Source organism: Staphylococcus kloosii (assembly GCF_003019255.1).
Lineage (GTDB): Bacteria > Bacillota > Bacilli > Staphylococcales > Staphylococcaceae > Staphylococcus > Staphylococcus kloosii.
The window spans coordinates 728325-752988 of the sequence record NZ_CP027846.1 but is presented as its reverse complement, the minus strand read 5'-3'; the positions used below and the strand labels follow the sequence as shown (position 1 = coordinate 752988).

Genomic DNA, 24664 nt, shown 5'->3' with positions numbered 1-24664 from the left:
GACAAATTTTTAGTAAAAACAATTGCAAATTATTGTATATACTTTTACCAAATATTCATTTCTGCTATTGGCTCTTCTTTATTTAACATTTTAGCCATGTATAATTCGTCATGATATAAGCCTTCCATATAAATAGACTCTCTTTTAATTCCTTCTATCATAAAGCCCATTTTTTCATATAAGCTTATTGCTGGATTATTATGAGTAAGTACAGTTAATTCTAAACGTCTTAATCCTTGGTTTCTTGCCCAAGCAATTGTTTCTTCGAACATTTTCGTTGCGAACCCTTGTTGTTGATAATCTTCCATTAAACCCGTCGTTATATAACCTTTATGTTTCACCTTTTCTATATTGCTAATATGTAATGAAATATAACCCACAATCATGCCATCATTCTTTTTTACGCCAACGTAATAATTGTGTTGTATATCTTCGTATAGTTTTAATGTTTCAAAAGTACGTTCATCTGGTAAATAAAGCATAAACTGAGTTTCTTTATCTATTTGTTTCATGCATTGATATAAATTAATAGCTTCATCTGCATTAATGCGCTCGACTCTCATTACTAACCCCCACCTATGATTTATTTATCATGCCACAATTGCATTACACAATAATATTGTGACTTATCTAATATATTTTTAACTATACCTAACTACGCATAACAATAAACTTTTTTCTCAATTTGATAAAAAAAGATGAGGAAAATGTAACTTCTCCTCATCTTTGCTATATGCTTTAATTTATCTTTAGCATTATTTATTTAAACTGTCATACATAAGAGACAATTGTCTTTCTAACTGTTGCATATCGATAAATCTACCTTGACGATGCATTTCTTTACCGTCCATATAAATAATATCAACTGGCACGGTAAAGATTGAAAGTTCCCCTGCAATAGCTTCAACTTCACTTTGATTAATGACCCCAAAGGCTACACCATCATATTCTTTTACTAGATCTTCTACCTGAGGCAAAACGGCATGACATACACTACAGTTATCTCGCATCACATGTAGAAATGCTAAGCGATGTGTTTCAATAAAATTGTGAAATTCTTCTAGAGAATGTAACTCTTGCCTCAAACTCACACCTTCTTTATAACATTTACAAATTATTAAATAACGTAGCATGTTTTCTTTTCATAAATGTCTATTTTATTAGGTTTTGGAAAACTTCTGGCACTCTTTCTACTGCTTGCTTTTGTAAATTGTAAAATGTACCACTTTGTTTACCAATGCAATGCATTTTATGTTCCGAAGCGATCTCAAACTCAAATTCCCATCTTAAACGACTCGCTTTAACTAAATAACAACGTCCCACTGGTTTGTCATGAATCGTAATTGGCATTTGATACTCCGCTTCCGTTTTCATCAAAATTGGCGATATATTGCTTTTCATCATTTCAGAATAACTCATATGTTGATTAATAAAATCTGTTCTCAAGTCTTCAAACCATCTTACGTATACGATGTTACTTACTATGCCCATAGCATCAATATCATAACCATTTACTTCTAATTCTCTTTCAGCTACTAATATTCTCTCTGTCATGATTTTCTCTCCTCAAAACCACATTTATAGTTCTATTATAAAAGTTAAATTATTAAATTTCATCTAGCTACTACATATTATTATCATTCATCAGCTTCAGGTGTAAACACAGTACCTTCACTACTTTCAGGATAATAAAAACCATTGGGAATTGTTTGTAATTCAAGCAAACTTCCCCAAGGCGTTCTGACGTACACAGTTGCATTACCTTCTGTATCTTCATAACGTGTATTTTCATGCGGTTCAGATAAAGGGACGCCTCCTGCACGTTTCACACGTTCTAATGCTTTATCAAAATGATCTACATAAAATGATATATGTGTATAACCTATATCTTGTAAGTTCTCTGCGCCTGATTGATGGGCATCCTTAAACTCAAACATTTCAACGTTAGGACCATTACCAAATACGAGCATTCTTTTTTTAATTATTTTAGCACCACGTTCTAAACCTAAGACATGTTCTACAAAGTTACCAGCACGCGGATCATCAGCCTTTGTTTGACTATCATATGCTATTTTAGCATCTAAGGCTTCTTTAAAGAATTTTGTTGCTTCTTCAATATTTGGTACTGTTAATCCAATATGATTTATACCTCTAGTTATAGACATAAACTTCACCTCTATTAAATAAGCTATAATATACTATTCCCTGAAAAGCTAATAGTTAAAGCATTACTGCTAGTTTGATAATTAGTAAGCATAAAAATAAAGGCTAACCATCTTATGATGTTCAGCCTTTAAAATTGAAAGTACATTAATTTAAGTTTGCTAGAAAAATCAGTCTTTTATTTTAATATTTATAATTAAGTCGCCTTCATTAACTTTATCAGTAGTAACAAGTTCTACATCTTGCTGTTTCAAATTAGTAAATATTAATGGCGTAATAATACTTGGCGCATGTTGCTCGATATATTCTAAATCAAGTTTAACTAGCGGTTGGCCTTGTTCGATAATTTGATCTGCTTCTACAAGAGTTTCAAATCCTTGCCCATTTAATTTCACAGTATCAATACCAATGTGAATGAGTAATTCTAACCCTTCATCAGACTCTAAACCTAGTGCATGTTTAGTCGGAAATACTGTTTTGACTTTACCATTAATTGGCGCTGTTACCACATTACTTTGAGGTATGAAGCCAATACCATCACCCATCATTTTTGTAGCAAATACTTTATCTGGCACATCCTCTAATGGAATAGGTTGTCCTTTAAATGGCGCCGAGATTTGAATGGTTTGCCCCTTAGCCAATGTACTAGGTTTAACTTGCTGTTCTTCATTGTAGTTAGAATCAGCAGTGTCTACTACCTCACCTTTGATTATACGCGTCATATCATGTTTAAGTTGATCTGACATAGGACCAAAAATTGCTTGAATATTGTTTCCCACCGTTAACACACCTGATGCACCTAATGATTTCAATGTATCGACGTTAACCATATTTTTATTATTCACTTCTACACGGAGACGTGTAATACATGCATCTAAATGCGCAATGTTGCTTTGTCCTCCCATAGCGTGCAGCACTTTAGATGGCAAACTAGACATTGCCGTCTGTTCTTGCTTAACTTCCTCGTCCTCTCGACCAGGTGTTTTCAAATTAAATTTAGTAATAACGATACTGAATAAGAAATAATAAATGATTGCGTACACGATACCAACTGGTATGACCATTAACGCATTTGAACGGTCCCAATTAAGCAAACCATATAATATGTAATCTATAAATCCACCTGAAAAAGTCATCCCAATTTTTACATCTAATAAGTGCATGATTAAGAATGAGCTTCCTGCTAAAAATACATGAACAATATAAAGTACAGGTGCTACAAATAAGAATGAAAATTCTAGCGGTTCAGTAATACCTGTTAAAAAAGAAGTAAGTGCAGCCGATAACATTAAACCAGCTACTAATTTTTTACTTTCAGGACGAGCACAACGATATATTGCAAAAGCTGCCGCTGGTAAACCAAACATCATAAATGGATATTTACCTGTCGTAAAAGCACCAGCTGTAAATGGCACGCCATCATTCATTTGTGCAATCCAAATACGTTGATCACCTCGTACTACATCGCCCGCTAAGTTTACATATTGACCAAACTCAAACCAAAATGGTGCATAGAATATGTGGTGTAAACCAAATGGAATTAAAGCACGTTCAATAATCCCAAAGATAAACGTAGTTAAAGTTAAGTTTTTGTTTAATAAGAAGTTTGATAAATTGTTTAAGCCATCTTGAATCGGTGGCCAAACAAAAGTTAATGCAACACCTGTTAAAATAGCTACCACAGAAGTTACAATTGGCACAAAACGCTTACCTGCAAAGAATCCCAAAAATGGTGGTAACGATATATTATAAAATCTATTGTAACACCATGCTGCTAAAGCCCCCATAATGATACCACCAAACACACCACTCTGGAGTGTAGGTATACCTAAAATAAGCGCGTGTGATTGTTCCTTGCTTGCTTGACTCAATGTTTTAGCACCGTCAGCATAGCTATAAATATCATCTATTGTAATACTTAAAATTTTACCCATAGTCGCATTCATAATTAGGTACCCTACGAGTGCAGCTAACGCAGCTACACCATCTCCACCAGCCAAACCTAGTGCCGTCCCAACTGCAAAGAGTAATGGTAAGTTTTCAAATATAATTTGACCCGAAACTTCCATGATTGATGAAATAACTGTAAATATTTCATGTTTTAACCAAGGTGCCAATGACACAAGTTGTTCATTGTGCATAGCATTACCAAGCGCTAATAAAATACCGGCAGCAGGTAATATGGCAACAGGTAACATTAAAGCTTTACCGATACGTTGCAAATGACCAAAAAACCGTTTAAACATGTTATCTAACATCCCTTCATTAATTTATTATCGACATTGCGCACAAAAAAAGGCATGAGCAAAAAAACTATTAATAAAAATAGTTTGCTTTGCTCATGCCTGCCTAACCAGTAACACGCGTATTCGATAATTTCATAAATATTATATACGAAAGAACTCTTTCAAACAACTGACACTCTAGCTTTTTGATATTACTAATAATGTAAAATTAAAGCTATCGACATAGCAATAATACATATTAATACCCATACTACGATAAGTTTCCAAGCAAATTTTAGCCATTGGACATAACTAATCTTTGCAACGGCAAGTGCTCCCATTAAAATAGCCGAAGTCGGGAATAATACATTGCTTATTGCATCCCCGTATTGGAATGCAAAAACAGTCATTTGGCGATTAATATGCAACAAATCGGCAATAGGTACCATCAATGGCATCGTAGTTAATGCCTGACCAGATCCTGAAGGAATAAAGAAGTTTAGCATAAATTGCAACAGAAACATCATTATAATAACGAATGCAGGTGGAACATCTGTTAATAACGTAGTCATGCCATGAACTATAGTATCTATAACTTTGCCATTTTCTAAAATTACAATAATTCCTTTTGCGAAACCTACAATCATGGCACCAAATAAAATATCTTTCATGCCTTCTATTAATGCATCAAAAGTACCATTAATACCCAATCCACCTACCAAACCAGCTAATAACCCCGCCAACAAGAAATTGGCACTCATTTCATTAAATGACCAACCAAAACGAAAAATACCAAAGACATTCAGTATAATAGTCAACACAATAAACGCTAACCCAGCAGCTTGTCTTTTAGTAAATCGTTCAAAATGTTCATCTTGCATTGCAGAAGCTTCTTCTTGTTCTAATTCATAAACTAAACTTTTCGTCTTGTCATGTTTTATTTTTCTTGCATAGAGCATCACCGTAGTAATCGCCGCTATCAAAATAAAAACATAAATGATTGAGCGCAAACCCCATCCAGAAAACATGGGTAATTCGGCAACTTTTTGAGCTACACCGACAGTAAATGGATTTAACATTCCACCAATAAACCCACTAGCCGCACCGAGTATAACCATCGAAGCCCCCGTCAAAGCATCATACCCTAACGTACGCGCTATAATTATACCTATTGGCACAAAGATAATCGTTTCTTCGGCAAGGCCTATTGAAAAGCCTAATATTGAAAATACAGTCATCGTCATAGGTATCATTAATACTTGAAAACTACCTAACTTTCTCATGGCTTGTTTCACACCATTTTCAAAGGCTCCAGTTTTATGTACAATACCAAAAGCGCCACCTACTAAAAAAATGTAAAACACTATTTCTCCACCACTTAACAACCCTTCTGGAATAGCACGAAAAATATCAAAAAATGAGACACCGTGTTGCGAAATCTGCTCGTATGTACCCGACACTACGACAGTTTGCCCGCCCTTTTTCTCACGCTCATAAGTTCCTGCGGGAATTAAATACGTTAATAAACAAGCAATTACGATAATTAACATTAATAAAGCATATGTATGTGGTGTCTTTACTTTAAAAGACCGTAATATTTTTTTCATAACATCAACCCCTTTATTTAAAGTTATAATGATTATTAAGATTATAACCTAATAAAGAAAAATTAATCCAAGTAAATTAATATAGCCTAAAATATTATAAAAAAAGACAACCGTTTAACTAACGATTGTCTTTTTAAATTTAATTATATTGTACTTAGAAGAAACGTTTAGCCGCTGTTGAAAGTGGTGGAATTTCGTCTAAGTCTAATTTTTTATCTTCAGTAATTGATCTATAAGCCCATTTACCATAGTTTAGTGCTTCATCTTTCACAATTTTACCTGGTAGTGGTGCAGCATTTGGATCAACATAAACGTTAACAATTGTAGGTCTATCTTGTGCCATAGCTTCTTCTACAACTTCATCAATACGGTTTGGATCTTTCAATGTATATCCTACACCGCCGGCACTTTCAGCGAATTTAGCTAAGTCAACATCTGTAAAGTCGATTGCATATTCTAATTCGCCAGCAGCTTGTTGTTCATATTTAATGAATGATAATTCTTCGTTGTTCATTACAAATATTGTCATTGGCATATCATATTGCACAGCTGTTGCAAAGTCTTGCATTACCATTTGGAATGCACCGTCGCCAGCAATACCTACCACTTGTCTATTTGGATATGCACGTTTAGCAGCAATTGCACCTGGTAACGCACAACCCATTGTACCTAACCAACTAGACACGATAAATTTGTTATTTACTGTTAAATCTAAATAACGTGTAGACCAAACAGTAGAAGTACCTACGTCGATAGAGAAGATTGCGTCATCGTCTCTAACTTTATTAATTGCATCCATAACACGTTCTGGACGAATCGGGCTGCTTTCGTCAGCTTTATCTTTATCCATCCAAGAATCCCATGTTGCTTTACGTTCTAATGTTTTAGTCATAAAGTCTCTATTTGGTACATGTTTAATAGAGTCTGTTAATTGTTGTAATGCATATTTACTATCTCCAACGATACCAACATTGACATCAAAACGATGGCCTATAGCTTCTGGGTTAGTGTCGATTTGAATAGCTTTAATATTTTTCTTAGGTAAATAGTTAACATAAGGATAGTTAGTACCTAACATGATTAATAGATCGGCATCTTGTATTGTTTGATAAGATACTTTAGTACCAATTTTACCTAAGTTCCCTAAATTATAAGGGTGTGAATCTGGTAAAATACCTTTTGCTGGTAAAGTAATAATAGAAGGTATTTTAGCCGCTTCAATAAATTCTCTTACTTCATCTTTAGCGTGTTTAGCACCAGTACCGATAATCATAACCGGACGTTTACTTTTATCGATTAATTTTGCTGCTTTTTTAATACTGCGTGGTTTTGGAGCTACACGAGCAGGAGGTGCAGTATCTACTTTTGTATTCGTAGTGTCTTTAACTTTTTGTGATAATAAGTTATTAGGTAATATTAGTACTGCTACACCTTTTTTTTCATATGCTGTACGAATAGCTTCATTGACAATACCAAAAATATCTTTATCTTTTTCAGTAATTTGATGTCTATACACAGATACGTCTTCAACCATGTTATAAATGTCAGTTTCTTGGAAGGCTTTAGTTCCAAGTTCAGTTGAATTTGTTTGGCCAGCTAAGATTAATTGAGGAACATTATCCATCTTAGCATCATACATACCATTTAATAAGTGTACGACACCTGGTCCACCAATACTTAGCGCGACACCAATTTTACCAGTTAATTTTGTGTAGCTTGCAGCTGCTAAGCTTCCAACTTCCTCATGTCTTACATGTAGAAAATCAATATTATTTCTTTCTGTTCTCAAGCTATCAACGACTGCGTCGATTGAATCTCCTGGGATACCATAAATATGATCTATGTCCCAAGCTTGTAGCGCTTTAACTAATGCATGATTTCCTTTAATTTTTGCCAAAGTAAAAAGCTCCTTTCAAAAACTCAATGTTTTAAATTATACGATTTAGATTTTTTTCTTTCAAAATAAATGCTTAATTCATAGTTTTAATAAAGTAATAACAATAATATAGGTATGATAATTGAACTTAATATAGCATTTAATATCATACCAATCGAGCTAAATGCACCAGATTCGATATCAAGTTCAAGTGCTTTAGCTGTACCAAATGCGTGAGATGAATTTCCGTAAGTTAATCCGCGGGCAATAGATGTTTGGAATTTCGCTAGTTTTAGCAAGTATGCCCCTAAAATACTACCAATTAATCCTGTACATATAATAAACATAACAGTAATTGTATCTGTTCCACCGAGTTGGTGTGATAATTCAATGCCTACTGCAGCTGTGATTGATCTAGGAAGTAAAGTTACGATAACTTCTTTTGAGTAACCTAATAGCTTTAAAGTAATAAATAGCAGAAAGAAATTAATTACTACTGCTGCAATAACGCTCGTAAAAATAATATTAGCGTGTTGTAAAATCATTTTTCTATTTTTATATAACGGATACGCTAAACAAACGACCGTTGAATTTAACAAGTAATTAATCCATTTTCCACCTGTCATATAATCACTATAATCTTTACTAAATATTAGTAAGATAATAATGATAAATAATGAGGATAATAACGCTGGATTTAATAATGGATGTTTATATTTTTCTTGTAACTTTTTGGCTATCAAATAAGTTACAACTGTTAAGGCAATCATGATGAATGTTTGTAAAATCAACATCTAATGACTCCCACTATTGCCATCTGAAGTTTTAAACATTTTTTCAGCGATATAACCTGAAATCAATGCCACACTACAAGTACCGGCAATAACTAGTAAGAAAAATACAATGTAATTTAAATTAATATTCGAAGCAATATCCATTATACCAACGACAGATGGTACAAAGAAAAAGACCATTGTTGCAAGTAAGAAGTTCGCGCCGTCTTTAACCCATTTTTCTGGAATTACTTTGAATTGTAATAATAAGAAAAATAGTGCGAGTCCAACAATGCTACCTGCAATCGGTATATGCAATACTTGTTGTAAGACATTACCTAAATACGTTATTCCTGAAATTACAGCAATTTGAATTATAATTTTGACTACTTTTAAAGCTAACTGCATTCAATAATCACCCTTTTCTTAATGGTTCTAAACAGTGGTTGTTTTGATTACAGTTATTATTGTAAGCCCAAAGCTCTCATAATAAAAATATTGATTTTACATACTATCCATTACTTTTTTCTATGAAAACGATTACTTACATTACTTAATATAATATGAGAGATGCTAACATAAGCCACAAACTATATTTAAGTAATCCAAAATAATTGAACATTCGTGCACTTATTGCATCTCTCTTATATTATACAGTCAAATTTATATATGGTTTATAATCTTTGTTCCATAAAGTCAATCCATTTTCGCGTTGCATGACTGAGATATTTATCTTTTTTCCAAATAACGCCTAATTGCCACTTCATTGAAGGATCATCAAATTTAATAGCTTTAAAATCGCTATCTAACATTTGGACAATACTTTCAGGTAGGATACTAACGCCCAAATGAGCATTTAACAAATTATCTATGAAATTCCATTGCGAGATTTTGGAAATCGTTTTAGGTATAAAACCTGCATTCTTTGCTGTTTCTCTAATTTTGTCATTTAGGTAAAAATCTTCATTAAATAAAATGAAATCTTCTTCCTTTAATTCAGACATAGATACAGTACTATTATTAGCTAATCTATGTTCACTATTAAGTACGAGTTTTAAATCTTCTTGATACAAAGGAATAGAATTAAAAATGGTACTGTCAACAGGTATAGTTGTTATGCCTATATCAATTTCATCATTAAATAGTTGAGCTTCAATCATTTTGCCGCCATTTTCAACCATATTATAAGTCACATTCGGATATAATTGATGGAATTCACCTAATAATTTAATAAATTGCTTCATATTCATGACTGCTGACAATCCTATACTTATATGCCCCGTTTCAAGCCCTAACAAACTATTTATTTCAGTAGGCAGATTATTATATAAGGCTAAAATTTCTTTACTTTTCTTATAAAATATTTCACCAGCGTCCGTTAGTACAATTTGTCTTTTACTGCGGTCGAATAATGGCATCGACAATTCATTTTCTAAATCTTTAATTGCTTTACTAATCGTTGGTTGCGCTATATAAAGTGCCTTCGACGCATTAGTCATACCACCATGATTTACTACCTCTACAAAGTAATTCATTTGTTTAATATCCACAGCTCTTTACACCTACCTGTTCATTTATCTATAGTAATTAAAGTTTATCATGAATGTGCCGCCACACGTTATATAAAGTATACTTTCAACTTAATTACTGTATTATATTACAGTAACATTTTATATATTGCTGTTATATTAAAGCTTGTTGTTGTTAAGGTAACGTGTATTGTTCAACTTAATTATTTCTTTTATTATTAAAAAGTATTAATAATAAAAGAACTGAGGACAATTTATAAAGATGAAAAAATTATTGTGTCGCATCGCTATCGCCTTCACTTTGTTATTCACGACAAGCTTTTCTGTTCAAATGATCAACAACACGAATGTTTCTCAAGCTGCTAAAAATTATTATGCAAAATACAACTGCACTTGGTATGTATTCAACAAAAGAGCGCAAGTACATAAACCCATCCCAAATGGTTGGGGTAATGCAAAATATTGGTATACTAACGCCAAACGATCAGGTTATCGTGTTGGGACAAAACCTGTGCCAAGAGCAATTCTTCAATCAACTGCTGGTTATTATGGACATGTTGCATTTGTAGAAACTGTCTATAGAAACGGAAGCATTAAAATATCAGAGTATAATTACAGTCGTGCCCATGCTTATGGCACACGAACTTTGAGTAAAAGTACCGCCAAAAAATATCGGTACATCTATTAATTAAAAGACAGTTATAAGTCATGTCATTTGAACTTATAACTGTCTATTTTTTATCATTTATTATTACGATATTTCATTAACAACTGCTCTGCAGTCGCTGTGTTAGCTTGTGCTGCATTTTTCAATGCATCTGCAACATAACCGATTTCCTCACCTTGAGCGCCTACTACAATCGCTAAAGATTTATATTGTAATGACATATGACCTTGCTGAATTCCTTCGGATACTAATGCACGACACGCAGAAAAATTTTGAGCTAGACCGACAGCCGCAACAACATGTCCTAATTCTTGGGCATTCGCTACATTTAATATGTCTAGTGAAGCTTGTGCAATTGGTAATACTTTTGTACCGCCACCTACAGTTGCTAAAGTCATCGGTACTTCTATTGAGCCAACTAAACGTTGTCTGTCACGATCGTATTTCCATGTTGCAAGACCACGATATTGCCCATCTTTACTAGCATATGCATGTGCACTTGCTTCTGCGCCACGTGTATCATTGCCTGTTGCTAAGACAACAGCGTGGATACCATTCATAACACCTTTGTTATGCGTTGCAGCACGATGAATATCCACATGAGCTAAAACTGACGCCCTTTCCATACGATGCGCTACAGTTTCGCCATCAAAATCACCTTTAGCTAAGTCAGAAACTTCAATTTCGCCTTCAACTTTAACAACAGAGGCTGTAGCATGATTAGACAATATACTCATTAATACATTACTATCTTGGAGTTCAAGTTTTAAATGTGCTGAAATTCCTTCTAATATAGTATTTAACATGTTAGCGCCCATTGCATCTTTCGTATCGACGAAAACTTTGAGTGACAATAGGTTTTCAGTTGGGAAAGTGTCTATTTCGATGCGACGATAGCCACCGCCACGTTTGATAATAGAAGGATATACTTCGTCTGCGATTGATTTAATCTGACCTTCCATTTGGTAAATTTTAGTCGCTAACGCTTCAGTATCCTGTACATCATCAAAGACGATTTGGCCAATCATTAATCGCTCACTTGCGACTACTTTGAAGCCACCCGTATTATTTACCAATTTGGCACCATAACTTGCGGCTGCTACGACAGATGGTTCTTCCACCATCATTGGTACTGCGTAATTTTTTTGGTCGACTATAATATTAGGTAAAATGCCGACCGGGATTGTACCTTGTCCTATAACATTTTCGATAAGGCTATTGGCAATATCTTCGTCTATCACTTTATTTTGCAATAAATTTTCTTTGTATTTTTCAGACAACAAACCTTGAGATACTAGTTCATTTAACTTTTCTTCCCTCGATAGATGTCTAAATGATTTATCTAATGCGCTCATATTGCTTAACGCCCCTTCTCTATTAATAATGCTATACCTAAGCCACCGCCTATACATGCTGTAGCAATACCTTTAGATTTATTTTCTTGTTCTAATATATTTACTAGTGTAGTTACTAAACGCGTGCCACTTGCGCCGATTGGATGACCTAATGCGATTGCACCACCGTATAAATTCAATTGCTCATCTGTAATACCTAAATTAGCTTTAACAGGTATACTTTGAGCGGCAAAAGCTTCCGTCATTTCGATAACATCTATATTACCAATCGTGTTACCAGTTTTTTCTAGCAATTGTGATACTGCATAATACGGTGCGTATCCCATAAATTGTGGGTCACAACCAACTTCTGCATAGTCTCCTACAAAGCCTAAAATATCATAGTTGTGTTCTCTCGCATATTGTTCATCCATTAAAATGATTGCAGCAGCACCATCATTAATACTTGATGCATTGCCGCCAGTTACAGTACCATTTTCGTCAAAGATAGTATTTAACGTACTAAGCTTTTCAACACTGCTATTTGCTCGAATACCTTCGTCTGAAGTCATCATTGCACCTTCATTGTCTTTCATTGGTACAATTTCATTATTAAATTTACCTTGTTGCGTTGCTTGCGCAGCCTTTTGTTGAGAGTTATTCGCAAATTCATCTTGTTGTTCACGTGTAACATTATATTTTTGAGCAATTTTTTCTGCAGTTACGCCCATAGGTACTTGATGAAACGCGTCTGTTAAACCATCATGCATAAAGCTATCTACAGGTGCTTCATCGCCATTTAAAAGTAACTTAGGCGCATTGGTCATACTTTCAACGCCGCCTACCGCAACGACTTTCGCTTCTCCCAATTGAATTAATTGCTTGCCTAAAATAATAGATTTAAGACCAGAGCCACATACTTCGTTAATTGTCATAGCAGGTGTCGTATTAGGAATACCTGATTTTATACCTATTTGACGAGCTGGATTTTGGCCACTACCACTTTGTAAGACATTCCCAAAGATGACTTGTTCAATTTCATTTGGATTAATATTTACTTCATCCAATGCTGCTTTAAGTGCAGTAGTTCCTAATTCTACGGCTGAATAATCGCTTAATTTTCCTCTGAATCTTCCAATCGGTGTTCTTTTGGCACTAACTATAGCTATTTTGTTCATTGTTATTCCCCATTTCTTAAACTTTAAAATAATTGTATTTATGAAGCCTATTTTGGTATGATACAGTTGCTTATTTATAAATAGAAAGGTGTCGATACATAATGACTATCGGTATAGATCAACTTGATTTTTACGTTCCACAATTTTATGTAGATATGGCTAAACTAGCTGAAGCACGCAATGTAGAACCTAATAAATTTTTACTTGGTATAGGTCAAACAGAAATGTCTGTTAGCCCAGTAAGCCAAGATATTGTTTCAATGGGTGCTAATGCTGCTAAAAATATCGTCTCTGAAGAAGATAAAAAGAATATTTCAATGGTAATTGTTGCTACTGAATCTGCGATAGATTCTGCTAAAGCATCAGCCGTTCAAATACATAATCTACTAGGTATTCAACCCTTCGCAAGATGTTTTGAAATGAAGGAAGCATGCTACGCTGCTACACCTGCTATTCAACTTGCAAAAGATTATTTAGCAAATCGTCCAAATGAAAAAGTATTGGTCATTGCAAGTGATACTGCACGTTACGGATTACATTCTGGTGGTGAGCCGACTCAAGGCGCAGGTGCTGTTGCTATGTTAATTTCACATAATCCACGTATCCTTGAATTAAATGAGGATGCCGTGGCATACACACAAGACGTTTATGATTTCTGGAGACCAACTGGTCTATCATATCCTTTAGTAGCCGGTGCGTTATCTAAAGATGCTTATATCCAATCATTCCAAGAAAGCTGGAATGAATATGCTAGACGTTACAATAAATCACTTTCAGATTTTGCTTCTTTATGTTTCCATGTACCATTTACAAAAATGGGCAAAAAAGCGCTTGATTCAATTTTAACAGAAGATATTGATTCTGAAACGCATAATCGATTAACCTCAGGTTATGACGCTGCAACTTACTACAACAGATATGTAGGTAATATATATACTGGTTCACTGTATTTAAGTTTAATCTCATTATTAGAAACACACGACTTAGAAGCTGGTCAAACTATTGGATTATTTAGTTATGGTTCAGGTTCTGTCGGCGAATTCTTTAGTGGTAAACTTGTTGACGGTTATAATGAAGTGCTAAATGTAGAGCACCATAAAGCATTATTAAACTCTCGTACTGAATTATCAGTAGAGGAATATGAACATTTCTTCAATCGTTTCGATAATCTTGAATTCGATCATGAAACCGAATTAACAAACGACCAACATGGTATTTTTTACTTAAACGATATTAATGAGCATATCCGTAATTATAATACCTTAAAATAAAATTTAAATCACTGGAAAAGATGCTTAATATTTTAATCTTTTTCCACTACAAAATAAATTGAGGCTAAGCACAAACATTAATTATTTAATGCGCATGCTTAACCTCTCTATTTTTATGGTTTTGTACTATAACTTGGCACATAAAATGACGACATGTCGACTTCTTCGTTTTTCAATAATTTAATCTTTCTATCTATGCCTCCTCCAAAGCCTGTAAGACTCCCATTAGCACCTACAACTCTATGACATGGAATAATAATTGATATTGGATTACTTCCTACTGCACCACCTACTGCTTGCGCAGACATTTTGCTTCGCCCTCTATCTTCAGCAATTTGTTGTGCAATATCTCCATATGTGACAGTCTCACCATATGGAATTGCTTGTAACTTCTTCCATACTGTCATACGAAAATCGGTTCCAGTTGGCTTAAGTGGGAAATTGATTGCCGGCTTATTTCCTGAGAAATATTCATCTAACCAATGCGTCACTTTATCAAATATAGGTTGGTGTTGTTCTTTTACAATATCGTTTAACAAAGACTCATAGTTTTGTTGATTTTCAAACCATAACCCCGTTACGTTTTGACCATCAGTGGTAATCGTTAAATCCCCAACCGGTGACTTATATGTCATTTTATATTGCATTTATGTTGCCTTCTTTCTTTATAAATATCAGTATCTTCCTTTGCTATAAGTGTTAGTTATCACATGTTTTTAGAACGATTAGGTATTACGAATGCACTTATAACGACGGCGCTAAAGATTAATACAACGCCAGCTAAGAACGCGATACTTGCAGCTAAATGAATACTAAAACCACTTAACGATAATGCTGTATAAATCGAAGTGATAATAGCAATACCGAATGCACCACCTAAAGTAGACCCCATTTTAAAAATACCAGATGCCACACCAATTTTCTCAGGTGGCGTCGTTGAAACTGCAGTACTTAAAGCAGGTGTAGCGAAAAATCCCGTACCTGCACCGAAGCAAGTAGTTGCGATTAACATTAAACCAATATACATACCCGTATGTAAAAACGTGATAGACATTAACAATACACCTATTCCCGTTATTATCGGTCCTATAACCATTGCTCGCTTAGCACCAAATTTATTAATACTTTTTTCACCTAATCTAACAACAATTAATAAAGCAATAAGGTATGGCAATGTAATTAAACCTGCCTTAAAACCACTAAGGCTGTGCCCCGCTTGTGCATATATATTTATTAATGCAATAACCCCTACGCCAGTATTTAATAAACAATTGGCTAAAACTGCTCCTGTATACGAATGATTTTTAAATAAGCTTAAATCTATAAATGGTGTATTCACATGTCGTTCATATTTAATAAACACGATACTAAATACTACAAACACTATAAACAGGGCTATTGTAATGTTACTTAACCAGCCTATTTTATAACCTTGCGTAATAATAAAACTAATACTACCAATCATAATAATAAATATCACTAAGCCTATGTAATCAAAGCTTGTTTGTCTATTACTCTCATAATTACTCTCTGGTATACTTTTAAGTAAGAATAATGAAATTAGTGCTACTATAATCGAAATTATAAAAATTGTTTGCCAAGTAGCTGCAGTAGCAATTGACCCAGCAAAAAATGATGCTAGACCTGTACCACCAAAAGAGCCTATAGACCAAAAACTTAACGCCTTTTGTCTTTCTGCACCTTTGAAAAAGTCATTTATCATGGCAATCGTCGCCGGCATGATAATAGCTGCAGAAAATCCTTGTAACACTCTCCCTAATAATAATAAAACCATATGATTAGAAACAATCAGTGATAAAGAACCTAAAATACTTAATATAAGCGCCAACTTGGTCATCTTTACCTTTCCGATACGATCAGCAATTTTACCAGCTACAACCATAAATACGCCTGTTACAAATGATGTTAAACTTACTGATATATTAATAATATCAGGACTTACTGGATATGTTTGTTGAACCATGGGTCCTATATTTAAAAACGCCTGCGCAAACAACCAATATGTCAAAATTGATAACATTATCCCTGTGATTAATTGACCCTTTGAGAAATGTGTCTCACTATCTATCATTTTGCTCCCTCCCAATTTACAATCCCCAAAGTAAAACAACGCCATTGTTAGAATAGTCTGATAATTTATGGTAGATGTTTCACTTTTTATGTATAAACCTATCTTGCACGATAATAATACAAGTTGCAATCTTTTAAATTTACAATTAAAGCAAAAATAAGACTATGACATTGCGTCACAGCCTTATTGTAATATTATTTATTTATTTATTTTGATTAGCAAATACCTGACTAATGCTTCTTAGTTTTTCAGGCGCATCACCTTGCGCCATTTTAACTTCTACAAAATGCATTTTATTGCCTTGCGCTTTTATGTTTTCGAAAGTATGTTTTAAATCTTGCGCATTGGCTACTTCATGTATACCTACATTATCGCCGCCAAACACTTGTGGTAAAGCTTTGTAATCCCACATATGAATATCGTTGTATGGTTGATGTTCTCCGTGAATTAGTCGTTCTACAGTATACCCATCATTGTTAATGACAAAAATAATAGGGTTAATTTGTTGGCGAATCATAGTTGATAATTCTTGAACAGTTAATTGTAATGATCCATCACCAATTAATAAGATATTTCTACGTTGTTGGTCTGCCATTTGTGTACCTAATAATGACGGTAAAGTGTAACCGATTGAACCCCAAAGTGGTTGCCCAATAAATTTATTGTTTTTATATAACAATAAATCATATGCGCCAAAGAAAGAAGTACCTTGTTCAGCTAAAATGACATCATCTAAACCAATAAATTGTTGCATCATTTTGAAGTAAGTTTCTTGTTTTAATGGCTCACTCGTTAACTCAAAATTGTCATCAAGTTCACGATTTATTTCAGGGAATGTAGCGTCATTATGATATTCAATTGCCAATAGGCTATCTAATAATGTCGGTAAATCAATATCATCACGTCTTGTTTCATTCATTTTGAAATTACGGTGATTTAACATCACTACATCGTCGATATCAAATTTGTATGAGAAGCCAGCAGAAGCTGAATCAGTGATTTTTGCACCAATATTTAAAATGGCATCGCTTTGATCGACATAATTTCTAACATTTTCTTCAGCTACGCTACCATCGTATATACCTAAGTAATGTTCATTTTCTTCGTTAAACGCACCTTTACCAAGTGATAATTGTGCTACTGGTATATTTGTTTTATTAACAAATTGTTCTAATTTTTCATGTAAATCAAAACTATTAATTTCATGTCCTGTAATAATAACTGGTTGTGATGCACTACTTAATTTTTGTGAAATCATCTCAACCACTTGTTCGTTAATTGTTGATTCTTTCACAGTCGGTTGAAATGCTTTGTCTACTTCAATTTCAGTCATTGCAACATCAATTGGTAGATGTACGTGTACAGGACGGCGTTCGTTAATAGCAGCATTGATTAATCTAGGAATTTCATCTACAGCATTATCTATAGTGATATAACCTTGAGCCGTAGTAATATGTTCAAACATTTTTCTATAATCATCAAAAGTGCCTTCTCCTAATGAATGATGCACAAATTTACGTTCTTGTTCTACTTTAGTTGTTGGTGCACCTGTTATAGCAATTACTGGTACACGCTCTGCGTAAGAACCAGCTATACCATTTACTGCACTTAATTCTCCTACGCCAAATGTGGTAATCATTGCAGCTAGTCCATTCATTCTCGCATATCCATCTGCGGCGTAACTTGCATTTAGCTCATTTGTATTGCCCACCCATTTTACGTCCTTGTGCTCAATAACATCGTCTAAAAACGCTAAGTTAAAATCTCCTGGAACACCAAAAATCTCGTTTACTCCTGCGTTGTGAATAGCATCAATTAAATACTGTCCTACTCTCATTTTCATAATTCATTCCACCTTTCACAATTGGCCTTACAATTAATATAATAACTGCATTTTAAAAATAGGTCAACCTTATTGACTTAATTATGACAACAAATCATTTTTTGCTATAATAGGTGCAACTATTTAATTTAAAGGAAGTTACACTATAATGACAAACCATCGTGATTACGAACACATGTTGTTTTATTTCGCTTATAAAACATTTATTAATAGAGCCGACGAAATCATTGAACAATCCGGTATGAATCGCCAACACCATCGCTTTTTATTTTTCATCAACAAACTACCTGGTATTACGATTAAGCAATTATTAGCAGTGCTAGATATTTCGAAGCAAGGTTCACACGCAACATTGAAAACACTTAAAGAGAAAAAATTAATCATCGAACAGCCTAATCCTGATGATATGCGCGTAAAGCAATTATTTATTACGGATGAAGGACACGAGTTAGTTGAAAAACTCAATAGCGCACAAAACGATTTATTACGCCAAATCTTTAGCGAAGGCGATAATGATTGGTATCGTATAATGGAAGAACTTGCGGATCATCGCGAAGGATTTAGAGATATCAAACACTTAATTAAGGAAGATACTCATTAAACGACACACAAAAAACTACCTATTAGCCATATAAGCTAATAGGTAGTTTTGTTATGCATATTAAAGCATTTCTGACACTACTTTTTGTTCTAAGAAGTTCAATAAGTAGTCAGGACTTCCTGTTTTGGCATCTGTACCAGACATTTTAAAGCCACCGAATGGGTGATACCCCATAACTGCTGCAGTACAACCACGATTTAGGTATAAGTTACCTACATCATAATCGCGACATGCTCTAATCCAGTGCTCACGATTATTAGTGATTACTGCACCTGTTAAACCGTAATCAGTGTCATTAGCAATTTCTAATAACTCATCAAAGTCTGAACCTTTAACAAAGCCTACTACTGGTCCAAAGATTTCTTCTTGCATTACACGGTCTTTAGATTTTAAACCTGAAATAATAGTTGGCTCGATAAAGTAACCAGTGCCATCGTCAGCGCCGCCACCTTGTTCAATCTTACCTTCTTTACCACCAATTTCGATATAGTCTTTAATCTTATCGAATTGTTTTTTATTAATTACAGGTCCCATGTAAGTGTTATTTAAAGTGTTACCCACTTCAATTTCTTGAGTTAATTTGATTGCTTTTTGTAAAACTTCATCATGCACATCTTTGTGTACAATTGCTCTTGAACATGCTGAACATTTTTGTCCAGAGAAACCGAATGCAGATGTCACGATTGATTCTGCTGCTAAATCAGTATCACAATCTTTATCTACGATAATCGCATCTTTACCGCCCATTTCAACGATAACACGTTTCAAGAATTGTTGACCTTTTTGTACTTTAGCCGCACGTTCAAAAATACGCACACCAGTTGCTCTTGAACCAGTAAATGTAACAAAGTGCGTATGTTTACTATCAACTAAATAGTCGCCAATTTCTTTAGGGTCACCAGGCACAAAGTTAACTACACCTTTTGGTAAGCCTGCTTCTTCTAAAATTTCCATTAATTTATACGCAGTTAATGGTGTATCTTCTGCTGGTTTTAATAATACAGTATTACCTGCAACGACTGGAGCTAATGTTGTACCAGCCATAATAGCAAATGGGAAGTTCCAAGGTGGAATTGTAACGCCAGTACCAATTGGTTTATAGAAGTATTTATTATGTTCTCCTTCTCTATCCAATACTGGTTTACCATCAGCTAAGTCCATCATAGATCTTGCATAATATTCAATAAAGTCAATACCTTCGCTTGCATCGCCTACAGCTTCATCCCATGGTTTACCTGCTTCATAAACCATTACTGCCGCGATTTCTTCTTTTCTTCTGCGAATAATTGCAGCAATACGTAATAATAGTTCTGCACGATCTCTATGAGACCATTTTCTCCATGATTCGTATGCTTTATTTGCCGCATCAAAAGCTTTATCCACTTCTTTCTTAGAAGCTTTTGATACTTCTGCGATTATTTCAGAAGTTTTCGCTGGATTAATAGACGTATACGTATCTTTTGTAAACGACTCTTCTCCATTTATTACTAAAGGAATTTTTGTATTCAATTCACCTTTAACTTTATTTAAGGTCTCTTTGAATGATTCTACATTTTTAGGATCTGTAAAATCTATTCCAGGTTCATAACTATACTTAACTACCATCTTTTCTACCCCCATGTCATTTGTAAATAGAAAAACTTAAAAATGGATTCTTCCATTCCTTTTATATTCTAGCGACTTCTAATCATAATTGCAAACGCTTCCAGTTAACTTTTCGAATTTGTATTGCGCCCTATCAATTAATTAGCACTAAAACTTTAAAATCACTAACTAAAACATTGATATAGCAGCGTCCATTGATTTTGTAATTAAAATTTAATCTTTATTGAACATAAATTAATATTGTATTTTATTTATATATGTTATGATTTCTATTCGAATATTTACTGAATTGAAATTTATTTTTATATAATGCACAACATTTTAAGAAAGGTATAGTCTTAACAATGAAAACATACACATCAGTGATTTTTTGGATGCGCACAATCGCTTGTCTTAGTATAGTGCTCATTCACTCTATAACAACTACCTTTATCCAAAGTGATAATTTAGGCAAAGGTACATTAATTCGTATCGTTCAATTGCTATTAATGTTTAGTACGCCTTTGTTTGTTTTTATATCAGAATTTTTATTAGCTAAAAATTATCATACAACGATAAAGCAAGGATTTTTCAAAAACAAGTTAATTTATTTAGGTATCCCCTATGTGTTTATAAATATTGGTATTTCTTACTTTTATTTTAAACCTGACTCTTTTAAAGCTTTTATAGGACACTTGAATGACACAATGTTTCATGGTGCAGCAGTTACATATTTTATTGTGATAATTATGCAATTTTATTTATTACATTTCTTTTTTGCTAAATATTTAGTGAGATGGAAACCTATCCCTATGGTTATTGGCACGACTATTTTCGCCACGCTATATTGGGCATTCAGACAATATGTACCACCTGCGCATGGCGACATCGTCTCGATGTTTTGGGGACGTGAAGGCTGGATGTTATTTCTCGGATGGATTAGTTATTTTGTCCTTGGTTTTTACACTGGTGTTTATTATGAAACACTTATGAAAAATATTAAAAAATATACTACGTCTATTATCATCGGTACCATATTAGCCGCTGGGTTATTAATTTGTAACTACGTATTTGGCGTAAGTACTTGGGTAGAATCAAAACGATTTGATATACCTATCTATGTCACAATGGTTATTTTAATGTTTTTCTTATTTTCTTCGTATATTAAATACGTGCCAAAATTTATATTGTTTATAAGTAATTACTCTTTCTGTATCTACTTATTGCACTACTTTTTCGTCAATCAACTTGGGATGTTACGTGAAGATAGTGCGATAAGAAATATTGTTTTCACATTTATAATTACATTGACAGTAGCTGTTTGCTTAGCATATTTATTAAATCTATTTAAATTCGGTAAATATGTAGTTGGTGGCATTGGTAATATTAAACATGAAAAAGTCTATGAAAGTTATAAACTAGGTAAAATGGATTAAACCAATATATAAAAAGCGAGCGCTAGTTTTAGCGCTCGCTTTTATATACACAGATCTAATTTACGCCACAGATACCAACGTAAAATTATTTTCTATTACTACGTTTATATTGTTGACTACTTTGCGAACCTTTTTTAGTCGCTCTGTCCTTCACTTGTTTCGCTTGTTTTTTAGTATATTGCTTCGCTTTATCGCTACGCGCCATTAACATAATTCCGGCTATTAACCATAATAATGATGTAATTAAGTTACCTGTCAACAGGTTAACAATAGCCATTAGTATTAATAACACACTTATCGTCTTAGGTATGCGACGCATTAATTGAGTCATAATAATAGCTAAAATAAAACAAACAATAGCTATGATAACGATAATAATCGCACCGTGTTTTACAAGATCGAATAATTCTGAAGGTGTGACTTGTGATAAACCTTGATTTAAACTTCCATTAGCTTTCATCGATTCAATACGATTAATCGCCTCATTTTTAATGCTAGGGTCATTTAAAAATGGTAATGCCAACGCCATTACTGCAATCATCAATATTTGGAATAGTATACCTATCCAAGTTAAAACCTTCTCAGCTGTACGTTTCATGTTTGTACCTCCTCAAACAAAATTCTTTGCTCATAGTTAATTATAACTGTTGATATATAAATAACGCAAAATAACTTATGTGGCTTATATTTATTATTTAAACCTTAATTTACGTTTTCAAACTATTAATTTCACTACTTTTAATATTAAATATAAACATTATGTATATGTTTATATTGTGTAGGGTAATGAACTTAAAACGATAAAATATATAAAGGAATGAATAGTAAATATGAACGATAGAGCAACAAAACATAAATATATAGTTTATTCAATTTCAGTAGCTATTATTTTAATAGTTACTTTAATTGCCGGTATATTTCCAAAACCTTTTGGTACTTATGCCCAATCTTTATATTCTGTAATTACTAACACGTTTGGTTGGCTATTTTTAGTCATTATTTTTATTTTAGATATTTTCCTAATTAGTTTAGCGGTATCTCGCTATGGCAGATTTAAATTAGGTGATGACAATGAGGAACCGGAATTCTCACTCATGTCTTGGATTGGCATGTTGTTCTCAGCTGGATTAGGAGTCGGTATTGTCTTTTGGGGTGTGGCTGAACCACTTTCTCACTATTTACATTCCCCCTTTCCTAGCAAAGCATCAGGAGAATCAGCCGCTTCCGCACGTTTAGCTATGGGTTACACATTTTTCCATTGGGGCATATCACAATGGTCGATTTTTGCGATAGCTGGATTGACTGTAGCCTTTTTCCAATTTAGAAAAAAGCGTGATGGTTTAATTTCGACTGCAATGGAACCCGTATTTGGCGAAAGCTATAAACGACCTATCCGTAATATTATTGATATTTTGGCAATTATCGCTACGGTAATGGGTATTGCAACATCAATAGGTTTAGGAATTATGCAAATAAGCGGTGGTTTACATCATGTTTATGGTGTACCAAATAACAACTTTACAAAAATTGGCATAACACTATTAATGGTTATTATATTTTTAGGTTCTGCAATTACTGGCTTAAATAGAGGTGTAAAATGGCTTAGTAATATTAACATTGGTTTGGGTGCTATTTTACTTGTTTTCATACTTATTTTTGGTGATTTAAGATTTATTTTAGAGTCTTATACTTTAGCTATCGGAGATTATTTACGCCACTTTGTTGAATATAGCTTACGAATTAGTCCATACACCGGTAACAATGCTTGGATACAACAATGGACTGTATTCTATTGGGCTTGGGTAATTTCTTGGTCTCCATTTATTGGTGGTTTTGTAGCCAGAGTTTCTAGAGGTAGAACAATACGAGAATTTGTAATTTGCGTGCTTATTATTCCACCATTAATCTCGTTCACTTGGATTGCAGCATTTGGTGGTACTGCCTTAAAAATTGCTTTAACACAAAATGATAATATTGCTCAACTTGTCGACAAAGACTATACGATAGCTTTATTTGAACTTTTATCTAAGTTCCCTATGGCTGATATTACAAGTGCATTAGCAATAGCACTCATTTATATATTCATTATTACTAGCGCAGATTCTACTACCCATATAGTAGCTAGTATGGCTACTGGCGGTCTTACGCATCCTAAGACGATTCATAAAATTATTTGGGGCGTCTTAATTGGCGCGGTCTCAATTGCAATGACACTAGCTGGTGGTTTAACAAGTTTACAAACCGCTTCCGTTGTCACTGGTTTACCATTCTCAATAATATTATTGCTTATGGTGTTCTCAATCATGAAAGCCTTAAGACGTGAGCCTATAGAACATTTCGAAATGACTTATATCGAAGACGATAAGGATTACTCTATCCCATTAGAAAAGCGTGAAATGGAAGAAAATAAAGAATAGCAATAACGCTTAACGCCCTTAACACACATAGCATCACATGGATTTGATATAATAATGTTATACAATTA

Annotated in this window: 22 protein-coding genes; 5 read left to right on the top strand and 17 right to left on the bottom strand. The window is 33.8% G+C overall.

Going from position 1 to position 24664, the window contains the following annotated elements; genetic code table 11:
* Positions 1 to 44: 44 nt before the first annotated feature.
* From C7J89_RS03560 to cidR, 10 genes are all read right to left on the bottom strand, one after another.
* A complete protein-coding gene (locus C7J89_RS03560; RefSeq protein ID WP_103296031.1) occupies positions 45 to 563 on the bottom strand; it encodes a GNAT family N-acetyltransferase in 519 nt (172 codons plus the stop codon).
* A 192-nt stretch (positions 564 to 755) separates the two neighbouring features.
* On the bottom strand, positions 756 to 1085 hold the full coding sequence (locus tag C7J89_RS03555; protein WP_103296030.1) for a thioredoxin family protein: 330 nt from the start codon (positions 1083 to 1085) through the stop codon (positions 756 to 758).
* Positions 1086 to 1152: 67 nt separating this feature from the next.
* Positions 1153 to 1557 (bottom strand): acyl-CoA thioesterase, encoded by a 405-nt coding sequence (locus C7J89_RS03550; protein ID WP_232138449.1) that lies wholly within the window; start codon positions 1555 to 1557, stop codon positions 1153 to 1155.
* An 80-nt stretch (positions 1558 to 1637) separates the two neighbouring features.
* Positions 1638 to 2165: a VOC family protein gene (locus C7J89_RS03545; protein WP_103296028.1), complete on the bottom strand. Its 528-nt coding sequence runs from the start codon at positions 2163 to 2165 to the stop codon at positions 1638 to 1640.
* A 168-nt stretch (positions 2166 to 2333) separates the two neighbouring features.
* Entirely contained in the window at positions 2334 to 4409 is a 2076-nt protein-coding gene (gene ptsG / locus C7J89_RS03540) for a glucose-specific PTS transporter subunit IIBC (RefSeq protein WP_103296027.1), read from the bottom strand.
* A 194-nt stretch (positions 4410 to 4603) separates the two neighbouring features.
* Positions 4604 to 5995, bottom strand: a complete 1392-nt coding sequence (locus tag C7J89_RS03535; RefSeq protein ID WP_061853728.1) for a YfcC family protein — start codon at positions 5993 to 5995, stop codon at positions 4604 to 4606.
* 154 nt (positions 5996 to 6149) lie between these two features.
* Entirely contained in the window at positions 6150 to 7892 is a 1743-nt protein-coding gene (locus C7J89_RS03530) for a pyruvate oxidase (RefSeq protein WP_103295533.1), read from the bottom strand.
* Between the two features lie 86 nt (positions 7893 to 7978).
* Positions 7979 to 8665, bottom strand: a complete 687-nt coding sequence (locus C7J89_RS03525) for an LrgB family protein (protein WP_061853730.1) — start codon at positions 8663 to 8665, stop codon at positions 7979 to 7981.
* Entirely contained in the window at positions 8666 to 9052 is a 387-nt protein-coding gene (locus C7J89_RS03520) for a CidA/LrgA family protein (protein WP_061853731.1), read from the bottom strand.
* A 266-nt stretch (positions 9053 to 9318) separates the two neighbouring features.
* On the bottom strand, positions 9319 to 10194 hold the full coding sequence (gene cidR, locus C7J89_RS03515) for a cidABC operon transcriptional activator CidR (RefSeq protein ID WP_103295534.1): 876 nt from the start codon (positions 10192 to 10194) through the stop codon (positions 9319 to 9321).
* Between the two features lie 235 nt (positions 10195 to 10429).
* On the opposite strand from cidR, the gene C7J89_RS03510 reads away from it, so the two are divergent.
* On the top strand, positions 10430 to 10861 hold the full coding sequence (locus tag C7J89_RS03510) for a CHAP domain-containing protein (RefSeq protein WP_103295535.1): 432 nt from the start codon (positions 10430 to 10432) through the stop codon (positions 10859 to 10861).
* A 53-nt stretch (positions 10862 to 10914) separates the two neighbouring features.
* Here C7J89_RS03510 and C7J89_RS03505 read toward each other — a convergent pair whose 3' ends face one another.
* Positions 10915 to 12195 (bottom strand): hydroxymethylglutaryl-CoA reductase, degradative, encoded by a 1281-nt coding sequence (locus tag C7J89_RS03505; protein ID WP_229294237.1) that lies wholly within the window; start codon positions 12193 to 12195, stop codon positions 10915 to 10917.
* A gap of 5 nt (positions 12196 to 12200) precedes the next feature.
* A complete protein-coding gene (locus C7J89_RS03500; RefSeq protein WP_103295537.1) occupies positions 12201 to 13352 on the bottom strand; it encodes a thiolase family protein in 1152 nt (383 codons plus the stop codon).
* Positions 13353 to 13453: 101 nt separating this feature from the next.
* On the opposite strand from C7J89_RS03500, the gene C7J89_RS03495 reads away from it, so the two are divergent.
* Positions 13454 to 14623, top strand: coding sequence for a hydroxymethylglutaryl-CoA synthase (locus tag C7J89_RS03495; protein ID WP_061853736.1), 1170 nt, complete (start codon positions 13454 to 13456; stop codon positions 14621 to 14623).
* Positions 14624 to 14736: 113 nt separating this feature from the next.
* Here the strand turns inward: C7J89_RS03495 and C7J89_RS03490 are convergent, their stop codons facing one another.
* The 3 genes from C7J89_RS03490 to C7J89_RS03480 form a co-directional block, all read right to left on the bottom strand.
* Positions 14737 to 15270, bottom strand: coding sequence for a methylated-DNA--[protein]-cysteine S-methyltransferase (locus tag C7J89_RS03490; RefSeq protein ID WP_103295538.1), 534 nt, complete (start codon positions 15268 to 15270; stop codon positions 14737 to 14739).
* Positions 15271 to 15329: 59 nt separating this feature from the next.
* Positions 15330 to 16715, bottom strand: a complete 1386-nt coding sequence (locus C7J89_RS03485) for an MFS transporter (protein WP_103295539.1) — start codon at positions 16713 to 16715, stop codon at positions 15330 to 15332.
* Positions 16716 to 16917: 202 nt separating this feature from the next.
* Positions 16918 to 18558, bottom strand: a complete 1641-nt coding sequence (locus tag C7J89_RS03480) for an alpha-keto acid decarboxylase family protein (protein ID WP_103295540.1) — start codon at positions 18556 to 18558, stop codon at positions 16918 to 16920.
* Positions 18559 to 18703: 145 nt separating this feature from the next.
* Between C7J89_RS03480 and C7J89_RS03475 the strand changes: the two genes are divergently transcribed.
* Positions 18704 to 19159: a MarR family winged helix-turn-helix transcriptional regulator gene (locus C7J89_RS03475; RefSeq protein WP_371860680.1), complete on the top strand. Its 456-nt coding sequence runs from the start codon at positions 18704 to 18706 to the stop codon at positions 19157 to 19159.
* Positions 19160 to 19219: 60 nt separating this feature from the next.
* Here the strand turns inward: C7J89_RS03475 and pruA are convergent, their stop codons facing one another.
* A complete protein-coding gene (gene pruA / locus C7J89_RS03470) occupies positions 19220 to 20764 on the bottom strand; it encodes an L-glutamate gamma-semialdehyde dehydrogenase (protein ID WP_103295541.1) in 1545 nt (514 codons plus the stop codon).
* A gap of 344 nt (positions 20765 to 21108) precedes the next feature.
* Between pruA and C7J89_RS03465 the strand changes: the two genes are divergently transcribed.
* Positions 21109 to 22179 carry an acyltransferase family protein gene (locus C7J89_RS03465; protein ID WP_061853742.1) on the top strand — a complete coding sequence of 357 codons (1071 nt, stop codon included), beginning with the start codon at positions 21109 to 21111 and terminating at the stop codon, positions 22177 to 22179.
* An 85-nt stretch (positions 22180 to 22264) separates the two neighbouring features.
* On the opposite strand, the gene C7J89_RS03460 is transcribed toward C7J89_RS03465, so the two are convergent.
* On the bottom strand, positions 22265 to 22777 hold the full coding sequence (locus C7J89_RS03460) for a DUF4064 domain-containing protein (protein ID WP_103295542.1): 513 nt from the start codon (positions 22775 to 22777) through the stop codon (positions 22265 to 22267).
* A 232-nt stretch (positions 22778 to 23009) separates the two neighbouring features.
* Here C7J89_RS03460 and C7J89_RS03455 point away from each other — a divergent pair, with 232 nt between their 5' ends.
* Complete coding sequence (locus tag C7J89_RS03455) at positions 23010 to 24596, top strand: BCCT family transporter (RefSeq protein ID WP_103295543.1); 1587 nt, start codon at positions 23010 to 23012, stop codon at positions 24594 to 24596.
* Positions 24597 to 24664 lie beyond the last annotated feature (68 nt).

Bases quoted from the DNA above. Each gene is read 5' to 3' on its own strand.
- C7J89_RS03560 (WP_103296031.1), bottom strand. From the start codon at position 563: ATGAGAGTCGAGCGCATTAATGCAGATGAAGCTATTAATTTATATCAA.
- C7J89_RS03545 (WP_103296028.1), bottom strand. From the start codon at position 2,165: ATGTCTATAACTAGAGGTATAAATCATATTGGATTAACAGTACCAAAT.
- ptsG (WP_103296027.1), bottom strand. From the start codon at position 4,409: ATGTTTAAACGGTTTTTTGGTCATTTGCAACGTATCGGTAAAGCTTTA.
- C7J89_RS03535 (WP_061853728.1), bottom strand. From the start codon at position 5,995: ATGAAAAAAATATTACGGTCTTTTAAAGTAAAGACACCACATACATAT.
- C7J89_RS03525 (WP_061853730.1), bottom strand. From the start codon at position 8,665: ATGTTGATTTTACAAACATTCATCATGATTGCCTTAACAGTTGTAACT.
- C7J89_RS03520 (WP_061853731.1), bottom strand. From the start codon at position 9,052: ATGCAGTTAGCTTTAAAAGTAGTCAAAATTATAATTCAAATTGCTGTA.
- C7J89_RS03505 (WP_229294237.1), bottom strand. From the start codon at position 12,195: ATGAGCGCATTAGATAAATCATTTAGACATCTATCGAGGGAAGAAAAG.
- C7J89_RS03500 (WP_103295537.1), bottom strand. From the start codon at position 13,352: ATGAACAAAATAGCTATAGTTAGTGCCAAAAGAACACCGATTGGAAGA.
- C7J89_RS03495 (WP_061853736.1), top strand. From the start codon at position 13,454: ATGACTATCGGTATAGATCAACTTGATTTTTACGTTCCACAATTTTAT.
- C7J89_RS03490 (WP_103295538.1), bottom strand. From the start codon at position 15,270: ATGCAATATAAAATGACATATAAGTCACCGGTTGGGGATTTAACGATT.
- C7J89_RS03485 (WP_103295539.1), bottom strand. From the start codon at position 16,715: ATGATAGATAGTGAGACACATTTCTCAAAGGGTCAATTAATCACAGGG.
- C7J89_RS03480 (WP_103295540.1), bottom strand. From the start codon at position 18,558: ATGAAAATGAGAGTAGGACAGTATTTAATTGATGCTATTCACAACGCA.
- pruA (WP_103295541.1), bottom strand. From the start codon at position 20,764: ATGGTAGTTAAGTATAGTTATGAACCTGGAATAGATTTTACAGATCCT.
- C7J89_RS03465 (WP_061853742.1), top strand. From the start codon at position 21,109: ATGAAAACATACACATCAGTGATTTTTTGGATGCGCACAATCGCTTGT.
- C7J89_RS03460 (WP_103295542.1), bottom strand. From the start codon at position 22,777: ATGAAACGTACAGCTGAGAAGGTTTTAACTTGGATAGGTATACTATTC.
- C7J89_RS03455 (WP_103295543.1), top strand. From the start codon at position 23,010: ATGAACGATAGAGCAACAAAACATAAATATATAGTTTATTCAATTTCA.